The organism is Streptomyces anulatus (assembly GCF_000721175.1).
GTDB lineage: Bacteria > Actinomycetota > Actinomycetes > Streptomycetales > Streptomycetaceae > Streptomyces > Streptomyces anulatus_C.
Genome location: NZ_JOEZ01000007.1, coordinates 222,532 through 236,549 on the forward strand (window position 1 = coordinate 222,532; position 14,018 = coordinate 236,549).

6 protein-coding genes are annotated in these 14,018 nt (G+C 73.7%); 3 read left to right on the forward strand and 3 right to left on the reverse strand.

The features are described from left to right. The 3 genes from IG90_RS0109475 to IG90_RS0109485 all read right to left on the reverse strand — a co-directional run bounded on the left by IG90_RS0109475 (position 1) and on the right by IG90_RS0109485 (position 6,242). A complete protein-coding gene (locus tag IG90_RS0109475) occupies positions 1-1,677 on the reverse strand; it encodes an alpha/beta hydrolase (protein ID WP_107062493.1) in 1,677 nt (558 codons plus the stop codon). A gap of 107 nt (positions 1,678-1,784) precedes the next feature. Continuing rightward, positions 1,785-3,377, reverse strand: a complete 1,593-nt coding sequence (locus IG90_RS0109480) for an alpha/beta hydrolase (RefSeq protein ID WP_030580451.1) — start codon at positions 3,375-3,377, stop codon at positions 1,785-1,787. Between the two features lie 90 nt (positions 3,378-3,467). Beyond that, the gene (locus IG90_RS0109485; RefSeq protein WP_030580453.1) at positions 3,468-6,242 is read right to left on the reverse strand and encodes a lysylphosphatidylglycerol synthase transmembrane domain-containing protein; all 2,775 of its coding nucleotides are present in this window, start codon (positions 6,240-6,242) and stop codon (positions 3,468-3,470) included. 221 nt (positions 6,243-6,463) lie between these two features. Between IG90_RS0109485 and IG90_RS0109490 the strand changes: the two genes are divergently transcribed. From IG90_RS0109490 to IG90_RS0109500, 3 genes are all read left to right on the forward strand, one after another. Beyond that, positions 6,464-6,970, forward strand: coding sequence for an MGMT family protein (locus tag IG90_RS0109490; protein ID WP_033893929.1), 507 nt, complete (start codon positions 6,464-6,466; stop codon positions 6,968-6,970). Between the two features lie 209 nt (positions 6,971-7,179). Beyond that, on the forward strand, positions 7,180-10,551 hold the full coding sequence (locus IG90_RS0109495) for an ATP-dependent helicase (RefSeq protein ID WP_033893931.1): 3,372 nt from the start codon (positions 7,180-7,182) through the stop codon (positions 10,549-10,551). A gap of 55 nt (positions 10,552-10,606) precedes the next feature. Continuing rightward, complete coding sequence (locus IG90_RS0109500; RefSeq protein WP_030580459.1) at positions 10,607-14,011, forward strand: ATP-dependent helicase; 3,405 nt, start codon at positions 10,607-10,609, stop codon at positions 14,009-14,011. Positions 14,012-14,018 lie beyond the last annotated feature (7 nt).

Here is a 14,018-nt window from a genome sequence, read left to right on the forward strand (position 1 = left end):
TCAAGTAGCGCCGTCCGCCCGGAGGGCGGGCTCGGCGGCGTCTGGTGCGTGCGATCGCAAGGCGGAGGGTCGCCCCGATACTGGATGTACCGGGGTGATCCCCGCCGGGACCTTCCCCTCCAGGAAGTAGTCGTCGATCGTCGAGGTCACGCAGTCGTTGCCGCCGTAGGCCCCGTGTCCCTCACCCTTGTTGGTCAGCATGATGCCGACGCCCTCGCCCAGTTCGTCCGCCATCCGCCGCGCCCCCTCGTACGGGGTCGCCGGGTCGCCGGTCGTCCCGACGACCAGGATCGGCCCCGCGCCCGGCGCACTGGTCTCCGGCGTCTCGCGCTCCCCCTCGACCGGCCACTGGGCACACCAGCCCGCCGTGTCCCAGACCAGGAACGGGCCGAAGACCGGCGACAGCTCCCGGAACTCCGGCAGCAGCGCACGGGCCTCGTCCACGGAGGGCCGGAACGTCGAGTCGGCGCAGGAGATCGCCCGCTGGGAATGGCTCTGGGTGTCGTAACGACCCTGCTCGTCACGGCCGTTGTACGAGTCGGCGAGCCGGAGCAGACCATTGCCCGTGCCGTTGTTCTCCGCCTCGTCGAGCGCGGCCGTCAGGGCGGGCCAGTCCGACGCGGAGTACAGCGGGTTGACGATGCCGGTGATGGCGAGCGACTCGCTCAGCTCGCGGCCCGAGTCGGTCGGCAGCGGGCTCCGGTCGATACGGGCCAGCAGCCGGGCGATGCGCTCGGAGGCCGTCCTCGGGTCCTGGCCGCGGTCCTTGAGGTAGTTCTCCAGGGCGCGCTGGAAGCCCCTGGTCTGGTTGCGTGCGTGCCCGATCCCGTCGGCCGTCGGGTCGACGGCCGCGTCCAGCACGGTGCGCCCCACCTTGTGCGGGAAGATGTGCGCGTACGTCCCGCCCAGCTCCGTACCGTAACTGAAGCCGAAGTAGGACAGCTTCTCGTCGCCCAGGACCTGGCGGATCAGGTCCAGGTCGCGGGCGGCGCTCGTCGTGCCGACGTGCGGGAGGACCGCGCCGGAGCGGCGTTCGCAGCCGGCGCCGAAGTCCGCGGCGTCCTCGATGAACGCCTCCTCCTCCGCCGCCGTGTCCGGGGTCATGTCGATGTTGCGGTGGGCCTGCTCCTGCTCCTTGTCGGTGCGGCAGCGCACCCCGGAGCTGGCGGCGACCCCGCGTGGATCGAAACTCACCAGGTCGTAGCGGGAGTTCAGCTTCGCGTACGCCCGGGCCGCGCGCGGCAGCGTCTCGACGCCGGACCCGCCGGGGCCGCCGAAGTTGAACAGCAGTGAGCCGAGCCGCTGCCCCCGGTCGCGGGCCTGCTTGCGGACCAGTGCGATGGAGAGCGTCTCCCCGGACGGCTCCGCGTAGTCCAGCGGTACGTCCACGCTCGCGCAACGCCACGCGGAACCGGGGGCGTTGCCGCCGCGCGGGGCAGTGCAGCGCTTCCAGTCGAGGTGCTGGGAGGTGAGGACGGAGGGCAGTTCCGGCGTCTTGGGGGAGTCCTTCAGCCCGGTCGGCGCGGGGGAGGCGGAGGCGCCGCCGGGGCGGCCGTCGGCGAGCTCGCTGACATCCGGCTCCGAGCTCAACAGCCCGCAGCCGGCGAGCAGTCCCGCCGCCAGAAGGGCCGCTCCTGTCCGTAAGGCGGCCCGCTGGGCACGGCCGTGCGCACGCATGTTCCGGCTTCCCTCCCCGAGGCCCGAAGCCGGTGGTGACGCATCGGGCGGCTGTGGTGTGCGGACATGCTAACCGCCCTGTGCGGTAGGGGAGTCGGGGCGCGGGATCAACCGCAGACCGTGCCGGACCGGGGCACCTTTCCGTTCAACAGATAGCCTTCCACCGTCCGTTGCACACACGCGTCCTTGCTGTTGTACGCCCCGTGTCCCTCGCCCTTGTAGGTCAGCTCGACGCCGACGCCCTTGCCCAGCTCCTCCACCATCGCCTTCGCGCCCGCGTAAGGGGTCGCCGGGTCGCCGGTGTTGCCGATGACCAGGATCGGGGCGGCGCCCGGGGCGCTGACGTCCGGGGTCCGCCAGGCGCCCGCGACCGGCCAGCCGGTGCAGCCCATCAGGCCCCAGCCCAGATAGTCCCCGAACAGCGGGGACGCCTTGCGGAACGCGGGCAGGGCCGCCTTCGTCTGCTCCAGGGAGAACCGCTGCTTGCTGTCGGCGCAGTTGATGGAGATGTTGGCGGCGTTGGAGTTGTCGTACCGCCCGTCCTCCGAGCGGCCGTTGAGCGAGTCGGCCAGCGCGAGCAGCAGCCCGCCGTTCCCGCCGCCCGCCTCGTCCAGGCCCTGCTCCAGCAGCGGCCAGGTCTCCTTGGAGTAGAGCGCGGACGCGATCCCGGTGGTGGCCAGCGTCTGCGTCAGCGTCCGGTCGCCGAGCCCGTCGATGGGCTCCTCCTCCAGCTCGGCCAGCAGGTCGGCGATGCCCTGCTCGACCTCCTGCTGGGTAGCCCCGGACAGTGCGCAGTCGTCGCGCTCCGCGCAGTCCTTCGTGAAGTTGTCCAGGGCGAGCTGGAACCCCTCGGCCTGGCCGATGGAGGACTGCTCGGCGTCCTTCGTGGGGTCGACCACCGCGTCGAAGACCGCGCGGCCGACCTTGTCCGGGAAGAGATGGGCGTACACGCCGCCCAGTTCGGTGCCGTACGAGATGCCGAAGTAGTGCAGCTTGTCGTCGCCGAGGACCGTGCGCATCAGGTCCATGTCGCGGGCGGCGTTCGTCGTGCCCACGAAGGGGAGCTCGGGGCCGGAGTTCTCCTCGCAGTCCGCGATGAAGTCCTTCTGCCCCTGGACGAACTCCTTCTCCTCGGCCGCGTCGTCCGGGGTGGAGTCCTCCTGGTAGAACGCGTCCAGCTGGGCGTCGTCCGCGCACTGGACGCCCTCGCTGCGGCCCACCCCGCGCGGGTCGAAGCTCACCAGGTCGTACCGGGTGCGGAGCTTGTCGTACTCGGTGCCGAACGCGGGCAGCGTCGCGACACCGGACGCCCCGGGCCCGCCGAAGTTGAACACCAGCGAGCCGATCCGCCGCTTCTGGTCCTTGGCCTTCGCCCGCACCAGTGCCAGCTCGATCGTGCGGCCGTCCGGTTCCGCGTAGTCGAGTGGTACGTCCATGAAGGAGCACTCCCACACCACGCCGCCGGGAAGCGGGGACGGTGACTCGCCGCCGCCCTGGGCGGTGTTCGGGGGCGGACACGGGGACCATTCGAGCTGCTGCGACGCCAGGTCGTCGGCGGTGGAGGTCGGCGAGGCGGTCGAGGCCCCGGTGGGTGTCGAGGACCCGTCCCCGTCGCCGTCGTCCGAGCAGGCGGCCAGCGGCAGCAGCACGGTGGCGGTGGCGGCGAGGGCGGCGGCACGCAGGGCGGGGGAAGTCCTCATGACCCCATCGTGCGGCGGGGCGCCGAGGAGCGCGGCCGGGCGCGGTCCATGCGGGTGGCCGGGGTCGGCCCACCGTTGCCGGACCTCCGGCTACAGCTCGCCCTTGCGGGTCAGCTGGTTGAAGGCGATCCACCCCGGCAGCACCGGCAGCCACAGCGTCATCACGCGGTACAGCACCACCGCGGGCGCCGCGACCTCCTTCGGCAGCCCGACCGCGATCAGCCCCAGTGTCAGGGCCCCCTCGACCGCGCCCATACCGCCCGGCGTCGGGGCGGCCGAGCCGAGCGCGTTCCCGGCGAGGAAGACCACCGCGATGCTCGCGTAGCTCAGCTGGGGCACGTCCGGACCGCTGAACGCCCGGATCGAGGCGTCCAGGCAGAGCACGAACAGGCCGGTCAGCAGAAGCATGCCGCCGATGCCGGTGAGCAGCTTCTGCGGCCGCTGCGCCACGTCCAGCATGCGCGGCACGACCCCGGCGAACAGCGAGCGCACCCGGGTCACCACGAACTTCCGCAGGAACGGGACCGCCGTCACCACCAGCACCAGCACCGCGACCGTGAGCAGACCGGCGATCACCGTCCGGGACGGGGTGATCGAGTCCGGGGTCCTCTCCGTACCGGTCAGATAGCCGAACAGCGCCAGCAGCAGGATGTGGCAGCCGAGCCCGAACAGCTGCGAGGCCCCGACACTCGCCACCGCGAGACCGGGGCGCACCCCGGCCCGCTGGAGGAAGCGGGTGTTCAGCGCCACGCCCCCGACCGCGGCCGGCGCGACGATCTTCACGAACGAGCCGGCCACCTGCGCCTGCACGGTCTTCAGGAACGGCACCCGCTCCGGCACGAAGCCAAGCAGGCTCATCGCCGCCGCCACATAGCTCAGGGCCGAGAAGCCGAGGGCCGCCGCCACCCAGCCCCACTCCGCCTGCTCCACGACCGCCCCGAAGTCGGCCTGGGTGACCTGCGAGATCAGGAAGTACGCGGCGATGGCCCCGGCGATGAAGCTGAACAGGGTGCGCGGCTTGATGCGCTCCAGACGGACCGGTTCGACCGGGGCCTGCGGGCGGATCAGCAGCACCTGGCGGCGGATCTGGGCGAGCAGATCCTCCTCGCGGGCCTCCTCCAGCGCGTCGTCGATGGCGCGTTTCTCGGCCTGCTTCTCGGTGCGCAGCGACTTGCGCTCCGCCTTGAGGTCCGCCTTGCCGTCCGTACCGGGGCCCGCGGTGAGTCCGGCCTTCGCCTGCTTGGCCGCCAGCGAGGCCTCCACGACCGCCTCCCGCTCGCGCTGCGAACGCTCGCGGGCGATCCGGCGCAGCGCCGCCCGGGTGGAACGGCTCAGCGCGATCGGCTGGAGCAGCGGCAGACAGTCCGCCACCGCGTCCGGGCCGAGCACGGCCAGCGCCCCGGTGACCGACCGCTCGGCCCCCACCCGCAGCCCCAGCGTGGTCAGCAACTGGGCCACGTCCATCCGCAGCACCAGATCACCGGCGGCGATCTCGCCGCCGCGCAGATCCGTCACGAACGCACTGCCGGACCGATCCACCAGGAGGGCGTCGCCGGTCAGCCTGCGGTGCGCGATCCGCCGCGACTGGAGGGCCTTCACCTGACGCCAGGCGCTGCGCACCAGGTCGTCGGTGATCTCCTCGTCCTCCATCGAGTCCAGCGACCGGCCGCCGATGTGCTCGTAGACGAGCATCACCGCGTCGGGTCCCAGCTCCGAGGTGGCGATCAGCTTGGGCGCGTTCGCCCCGGCGGCGATGGCCGCGTACGCGAGCAGCGCCTCCTGCTCCAGCGCCTGGCGCAACGACTGGATGGAGCGCCGCTGGGTGATCCCGCGCAGGGTGAGGCGCCGCCAGGCCCGGTAGAAGAACCCCTGGGCCTGCTGTTCCCGGTCGACCACGGTGACGTCGAGCGGCGGGCCGTCCTCCAGTGTGACCAGATAGCGCCGCCCCCGGTCGTTCTGATCGGTGTTGTCCGGGAAGTCCTCGGTGCGCATCGCCGCGAGCGGGCGGAAGCCCACGTGCCGCAGACCCGCCATCAGGTGCTGGCCGGTGGGGCGGACGTTCGGCGAGCCGACCGCGTACAGCGTCCCGTACGCCACCGTCCAGCCGATCAGCACGGTGAGGATGATCGAGAACGGGGTGGTGTACCCGCCGACGAGCATCGCGAACGCGTCCAGCAGCAGCACCACCCACAGCACCACGCGCCAGCGCGGCCGCCGCGCCATCCCGACCGCCGTCATGTACGCGATGACCGGTGCGAGATAGCCGTGCACCGGGTCGGTCAGTCCGCCGGCCGTCTGCGGCTGGGTCAGCGCGTCCTGGATCGTGCCGGGAGCGGTCCGCGACACCCACAGGTCGGTGGCGAGCGTCACTCCGTGGGCGAGTACGGCGGCGAGCACACCGTCCGCGATGCGCAGCCCGTCACGTTTGATGAGGCGTTCGATGGCGAAGGCGACCGGCACCAGCAGCACGGCGATGCTGGACACCAGGCCCGCGATCTTGATCAGCAGATCGGGCGCCTGCTCGGTGCCCTTGGAGATGTCGTCCTCGAGACCGGTGGTGGTGCCCTGGGCGAACGCGGCGACCGAGAACAGGACCGCGATCGCGAGCACCCCGATGAGCAGCCGCATCAGGTCGGAGGGGCGGTGCACCCGGGCGGGGAGCAGCGGCTCGTCCCCGGAGACACGGTCGCTCAGGGCGGCGTCCGCGGAGGCCAGGGTCGAGCCGGCCAGATGTCCCGTGGTGGACGTCGTGAGGCCGTCGGCGCGGGGTGCGCCGGAGGAGGCGGGGGCTGTTCCCGAGGACTCGGGACCGCCCTGCGGGCGCTCCCCGGCATCGGAGGCGTCCGCCGCCTTCGGTGGCTGCACGCCCTGCTCCTTCGTCGCCTCTGGTTCGTCTTCGTGTTCTGGTATCACCGGTCACCGCCCGCATGATGGTGGCACGGCCCGTAGACAGAGGGGGGCATCAGGGTGCATTGCACGGGCGCGGGAAGCGCAACATACGCTCCTTTGCACCTGCGTGCACGCTGTGTGCCCGGACGCACACCGTTTCGGCCGGGCTGTCGGTGGCGTACGGCAGGATGGGGCGGATGAGCCAGGACCAGACGGACGGGGGCGGCTCCGGCACCGTCCCGGCCGGCGCCGAGCTGCCGGACCACGCGGAGCTCCCCGCATACGCCGAGCGCGTTCTCGATGTGGCCGATCTGATCCCGCCCGGCCGGGTGATGACGTACGGCGACATCGCGGAGTGGCTGGGCGAGGGAGGACCCCGCCAGGTCGGCCGGGTCATGGCGCTGTACGGATCGGCCGTGCCGTGGTGGCGCGTCGTCCGCGCCGACGGGACGCTGCTCCCCGCGCACGAGCTGCGGGCGCTGGACCACTACCGCGCCGAGGGCACCCCGCTGCGGGAGGCGTCGCGCCAGGCGGAGGGGCACATCCCGCGGATCGACATGCGAAGAGCCCGCTGGGACGGAGGCGCTGAGCCGGGAGGTCCCGGCGGCGGGGACGGCCAGGGTGGTCCGGGAGGTCCCGGCGGCGGGGACGGCCAGGGCTGTACGGGCGCTCCGCGCGCTTCGGGCGAGAAAGCTCACATCTGACAGCTTCCGCCATCGGCCTCCGGCAGCAGCGGCCCGACGCGGCAGCGCACGTGACGAGGGACGCAGCGCGGTCGCCGCCCTCCGCGCCGTCGCTGGCGTAGCGTCGTCATCGCGCGGCACGCTCCGCCCCTTTCCTCTTCCTCTGCTGCACCGACCCCGTTCCTCATCACCAGTACACCCACGCACATCCACCAGGACCGGCGATCCACGTGAGTTCCTCCTCCACCCGGCACAGTCCGCTCCGTGAGTCACGGCCGCGGACCACGGGTGCGTACCGTCTGGTGCGCACTCCGCCGGGTTCGGTGGATCCTCCTCTCCTTGACGCAGGCCAGCGCGCGGTGGTTGACCACCCCGGCGGCCCGCTGCTGGTCCTCGCCGGGCCCGGCACCGGCAAGACCACCACCCTCGTCGAATCCGTCGCCGCGCGGGTGAACCGGGGTGCCGACCCGGCCCGCATCCTCGTCCTCACCTTCAGCCGCAAGGCCGCCGTCGAACTGCGGGACCGGATGGCCGCCCGCCTCGGGGCGGCCCGGGGCCCGCAGGCCACCACGTTCCACTCGTACTGCTACGCCCTGGTCCGGGCGCACCAGGACGCCGATCTGTTCGCCGATCCGCTGCGCCTGCTGTCCGGGCCCGAGCAGGACGTCACCGTCCGCGAACTGCTCGCGGGCCAGCTCGACCTGGAGAAGGAGGGCCTTGCCCACGTCCGCTGGCCGGACGAGCTGCGGTCCTGCCTGACCACCCGCGGCTTCGCCGACGAGGTGCGCGCCGTGCTGGCCCGCAGCCGCGAACTGGGCCTCGGACCGGACGCGCTGGCCGCCTTCGCACGCCGCACCGGCCGCCCGGACTGGGCGGCGGCGGCCCAGTTCCTCGCCGAGTACCTCGACATCCTCGACGCCCAGGGCGTCCTGGACTACGCGGAGCTGGTGCACCGCGCGGTCCTGCTCGCCGAGCGCCCCGAGGTGGCGGAGCAGCTCGCGGGGACCTACGACGCGGTGTACGTCGACGAGTACCAGGACACCGACCCCGCCCAGGTGCGCCTGCTGCACGCGCTGGCGGGCAACCGGGGGCGCGCGCCGGAGTCCGCCCGGGAGCGCGGGGCGGAGGAGGCAGGGGCCGGGCGGACACTGATCGCCTTCGGCGACCCCGACCAGTCGATCTACACGTTCCGGGGCGCCGATGTGAACGGCATCCTCGACTTCCCGGACACCTTCCGCCGGGCGGACGGCGGCCCCGCACCCGTAAGCGTCCTCACCACCTCCCGCCGCTCCGGGGCCGGACTGCTGGCCGCGACCCGGCTGCTCACCCGCCGGATGCCGCTGACCCGGCTTCCCGGGGACACGGTCCGCGCCCACCGCGAGCTGCACGCCGTCCGGGACGGCGGCCGCGTGGAGACGTACACCTACCCCACCGCGTCCACGGAGCTGGAGAACATCGCGGACCTGCTGCGCCGCGCCCACCTGGAGGACGGGGTGCCGTGGCAGGAGATGGCCGTGCTGGTACGGGCCGGAGGCCGCTCACTGCCCGCCGTCCGCCGCGCCCTCACCTCCGCCGGCGTCCCCCTGGAGGTCGACGGCGACGACCTGCCGCTGCGCCACGAACCGGCCGTCGCCCCGCTACTGACGGCCCTGCGGACGGTGGCCGCGGCGGCGCTGCACCACGCTCCCGCGGAGACCGACGAGCAGGCGGAAGCCGCGGTCACGGCCCCCTGGCTCGACACCGAGACCGCCCTCACCCTCCTCGCCTCCCCGCTCGGCTCCATGGACGCCGCCGACCTGCGCCGCCTCGGCCGGGCCCTGCGCGACGAGGAGCGCGCCGCCGGAATCCGGGTCCCCGCCCCCTCCGACACCCTGCTGGCCCGCGCCCTGGCCGAGCCCGAGCGGCTCGTCACGCACGACCCGGCGTACGCCCACGGCGCGCAGCGCCTCGGCGCGCTCCTGCGTAAGGCGCGCGAACTCCTCGAAGGCGGCGGCACCGCCGAGGAGGCCCTGTGGACCCTGTGGAACGGCACCCCCTGGCCGGGCAGGCTGGAGCGGGCCGTGCTGCGCGGCGGGGCGGGCGGGCGCAACGCCGACCGCGATCTCGACGCGGTGTGCGCCCTGTTCGACACGGCCGCCCGCGCCGAGGAGCGCACCGGTGGGCGCGGAGCCCTCAACTTCCTCGAAGAGGTCGACGCCCAGGACATCGCCGCCGACACCCTCTCCCGGCGGACCGCCCGCCCCGACGCCGTACGCCTGATGACCGCCCACCGCTCCAAGGGCCTTCAGTGGCGGATCGTCGTCGTCGCCGGGGTCCAGGAGGGGCTCTGGCCCGACCTGCGCCGCCGGGGCTCCCTCCTGGAGGCGGACCGGATCGGCCGCGACGGACTCGCCGAACCCCTCACACCCGGGGCCCTCCTCGCCGAGGAGCGGCGGCTCTTCTACGTCGCAGCCACCCGGGCCCGCGAGCGCCTGATCGTCACGGCCGTGAAGGCCCCCGCCGACGACGGCGACCAGCCCTCCCGCTTCCTGACCGAGCTGGGCGTCGAACCCCGCGACGTCACCGGCCGCCCGCGCCGCCCCCTCGCCGTCGCCGCGCTCGTCGCCGAGCTGCGGGCCACCACCGTCGACCCGGCCGCCTCCGACGCCCTGCGCGAGGCCGCCGCCCACCGCCTCGCCCGGCTCGCCGCGCTCACCGACGACGAGGGGCAGCCGCTGGTGCCCGCGGCCCACCCGTACCGCTGGTGGGGCTTGGAGGAGCCGACCCGCTCCGCCGTCCCGCTCCGTGACCGCGACCAGCCCGTCACCCTCTCCGGCAGCGCCCTGGACCAGCTCGCCAACACCTGCGCCCTCCAGTGGTTCCTGGGCCGCGAGGTGAAGGCCGACGCCCCGGCCACCGCCGCCCAGGGGTTCGGCAACGTCGTCCACGTACTCGCCGACGAGGTCGCCTCCAGCCGTACGCCCGCCGACCTCGACGTCCTCATGGAACGCCTGGACTCCGTGTGGAACGGCCTCGCCTTCGACGCCCCCTGGAAGTCCGAGCAGGAGAAGGACCAGGCCCGCGCGGCCCTGGAACGCTTCCTGCACTGGCACGTCCTGGACCGCGGCGGCCGCACCCCCACCGCCTGCGAGCACGACTTCGACGTGACCCTGGAGGCGGGGGAGTACGCCGTCCGTATCCGGGGCTCCATGGACCGGGTCGAACAGGACGCCGAGGGCCGGGCGTACGTCGTGGACTTCAAGACAGGCAAGGGCGCGCCGACCAAGGACGAGGTCGCCGCCCACCCCCAGCTCGCGGTCTACCAGCTCGCGGTCCGCGAGGGCGCCGTCGACGACGTCTTCGACGGAAAGCGCCCCGAGCCGGGCGGCGCCGAACTGGTCCAGCTCCGTCAGCCGGCCCCCAAGAAGGAAGGCGGCGACGCCTTCCCCAAGGTCCAGGCCCAGGAACCACTGGCCGGGGAGTGGGTCTCCGACCTGCTCGCCACCGCCGCCGGAAAGGTCCTGGACGAACGCTTCACGCCCACCACCGGCACCCACTGCACCCACTGCGCCTTCCGCGCCTCGTGCAGCGCGCAGCCGGAGGGGCGGCAGGTGGTGGAGTAGCGCCTCTCGTGGGCATCGGCGTGGGTTGTCGGTGGGCCCGGTTACCGTTGACCGGGTGTCCTCACGCATCACCGATCCGGAGCAGCTCAAGGAGCTCCTCGGGATCCCGTTCACCCCGGAGCAGACGGCCTGCATCACCGCGCCGCCCGCCCCGCAGGTGATCGTGGCCGGAGCCGGGTCGGGCAAGACCACGGTGATGGCCGCTCGCGTGGTCTGGCTGGTGGGCACCGGACAGGTCGCCCCCGAGCAGGTCCTCGGCCTCACCTTCACCAACAAGGCGGCGGGCGAGCTGGCCGAGCGCGTCCGCAAGGCGCTGATCGCCGCCGGGGTCACCGACCCCGACGTCATCGACCCGGACAACCCCCCCGGCGAACCCACCATCTCCACCTACCACGCCTTCGCCGGCCGCCTCCTCACCGAGCACGGCCTGCGCATCGGCCTGGAGCCCACCACCCGCCTCCTCGCCGACGCCACCCGCTACCAGCTCGCGGCCAAGGTGCTGCGCGAGGCCCCGGGCCCGTATCCGGCGCTCACCCGCTCCTTCCCCACCCTGGTCAGCGATCTCCTGGCGCTCGACGGGGAGCTGTCCGAACACCTCGTACGCCCCGGGGCGCTGGACGCGTACGACACCGAGCTGCTGCGGGAGCTGGAGACGGCCAAGCTCAGCAACGCGGACCTGCGCAGGATCCCCGAGACCGCCGAGGCCCGCCGCTCCCTCCTCGGCCTCACCGAGCGCTACCGGTCCGCCAAGCGGAGCCGGGACCTCCTGGACTTCGGCGACCAGATCGCCCTCTCCGCCGAGCTGGCCCTGACCCGGCCCGAGGTGGGGGAGATCCTGCGGAACGAGTTCCGGGTCGTGCTGCTGGACGAGTACCAGGACACGTCGGTGGCCCAGCGGCTGCTGCTGTCGGCGCTGTTCGGCAGCGGTACGGAGCCGGGAGCGGCCGGCCACGCGGTGACCGCCGTGGGCGACCCCTGCCAGGCGATCTACGGCTGGCGCGGCGCCTCCGTCGCCAACCTGGACGACTTCCCCGAGCACTTCCCGCACGCCGACGGCACCCCCGCCACCCGTTACAGCCTCAGCGAGAACCGGCGCAGCGGCGGCCGCCTCCTCCAGCTCGCCAACGGCCTCGCCGAACCGCTGCGCGCGATGCACGAGGGCGTCGAGGCGCTGCGCCCCGCGCCGGGCGCCGAGCGGGACGGCACGGTCCGCTGCGCCCTGCTGAACACCCACACCGAGGAGATCGACTGGCTCGCCGACTCCCTCGCCCACCTCGTGCGCACCGGCACCCCGCCCGGCGAGATCGCCGTCCTGTGCCGCACCGCCGGGGACTTCCCGCAGATCCAGGCGGCCCTGGTCGCCCGGGACATCCCGGTCGAGGTCGTCGGCCTCGCCGGACTGCTGCACCTGCCCGAGGTGGCCGACCTGGTCGCCGTCTGCGAGGTCCTCCAGGACCCGGGGGCCAACGCCTCCCTGGTCCGCCTCCTCACCGGACCGCGCTGGCGCATCGGCCCCCGTGACCTCGCGCTCCTGGGCCGCCGCGCCCGCCTCCTCGTGCACCGGGCGGGCCAGGCGGACGACACCGACGCGGACCAGCGGCTCGCGGACGCGGTCGAGGGGACGGACCCGGCCGAGGTGATATCGCTCGCGGACGCGCTGGACACCTTCCTGGTCGCGGGGGACGCGGCGGACGACGGGCTGCCGTTCTCGGCGGAGGCCCGCATCCGCTTCGCCCGGCTGGCCCGTGAGCTGCGCGATCTGCGCCGCTCGCTCGCGGACCCCCTGATGGACGTCCTGCACCGCGTCCTGGCGACCACGGGCCTGGAGGTCGAGCTGTCGGCATCGCCGCAGGCGCTGGCCGCCCGCCGACGCGAGACCCTCGCCAACTTCCTCGACACGGCGGCCCGTTTCGCCTCCCTCGACGGGGAGGCGTCGCTGCTCGCCTTCCTCGGCTTCCTGCGGACCGCCGCGCAGTACGAGAAGGGCCTCGACAACGCGCTGCCCGGCGGCGAGAACACCGTGAAGGTCCTCACCGCCCACAAGTCCAAGGGCCTGGAGTGGGACGTCGTCGCCGTGCCCGGACTGGTCACCGGCCAGTTCCCCAGCGGCCGGTCCCGGGACGCGTGGACCGCCCAGGCCAAGGTGCTCCCGCACGCCCTGCGCGGCGACGCGGCGACGCTCCCGGCCGTCGACAGCTTCGACGCCAAGGGGCTGAAGGCGTTCAAGGAGGAGATGAAGGAGCACCAGCACACGGAGGAACTGCGCCTTGGCTACGTCACCTTCACCCGCCCCCGCTCCCTCCTCCTCGGCTCCGGCCACTGGTGGGGCCCGTCCCAGAAGAGGACGCGCGGCCCGTCCGCCTTCCTGGAGGCGCTGTACGAGCACTGCGCGGCGGGCCACGGCGAGATCGAGGCCTGGGCGGACGAGCCCGCCGAGGACGAGGAGAACCCGGCCCTCGCGGCGCCCGACACCGACCTGGCCTGGCCGCTCCCGCTCGACGCCGACGCCCTCGCCCGCCGCCGCGCCGCCCGGGACACGGTGCTGGCCCACCTGGAGCGGCTGGCCACGGGCCACCAGGAAGAGGACGACGTACCGGCGTACGAGGACGAGCCACCGGCCGACGAGCTCTGGGACGACCGGGACGAGCTCCCCACCGAACGCCCCCCGGGGGCACCGGACACGGCGCCGGAGCCCGTACGGGAGTCCGCACCGCACATCCCCGCCGCACGTCACCCGCAGGAGGACCCGGCGGAGCGGTTCACCCCCGAGGAGGCCCGCACCCTCGCCTCCTGGGACCGCGACCTGGAATCGCTGGCGGGGGAGCTGCGCCGCGCCCGCGCCACCGTGCGTGAGGTCCTCGTGCCCGCATCGCTCTCCGCCACCCAGCTGCTGCGGCTGGCCGAGGACCCCGACGCCTTCGCCCAGGAGCTGGCCCGGCCCATGCCCCGCCCGCCGGGGCCCGCCGCCCGCCGGGGGACCAGGTTCCACGCCTGGGTGGAATCGCGGTACGAGGAACTGCCGCTGCCCATGCTCGGCCCCGACGAACTGCCCGGGGGCGACGAGAGCGACGCGGAGATCGCCGACGAGCGGGACCTCGCCGAGCTCAAGGAGGCGTTCGAGCGCACCGCGTACGCCCGGCGCACGCCGTACCGGGTCGAGACCCCGTTCCAGATCACCCTCGCGGGCCGGGTGATCCGGGGCCGGATCGACGCCGTGTACCGCACGGGTGACCGCTACGAGATCGTCGACTGGAAGACCACCCGCCACCGCACCGCCGACCCGCTCCAGCTCGCCGTCTACCGGCTGGCCTGGGCCGAGCTGCACGATCTGCCGCTCGACGCCGTCACCGCCACCTTCCTCTACGTACGCAGCGGGGAGACCGTCCATCCGCGGGGGCTGCCCGGCCGGGCCGAGCTGGAGCGGATCCTGCTGGACGAGCCCGCCCCGGAGGACGGATAGGCTCAAG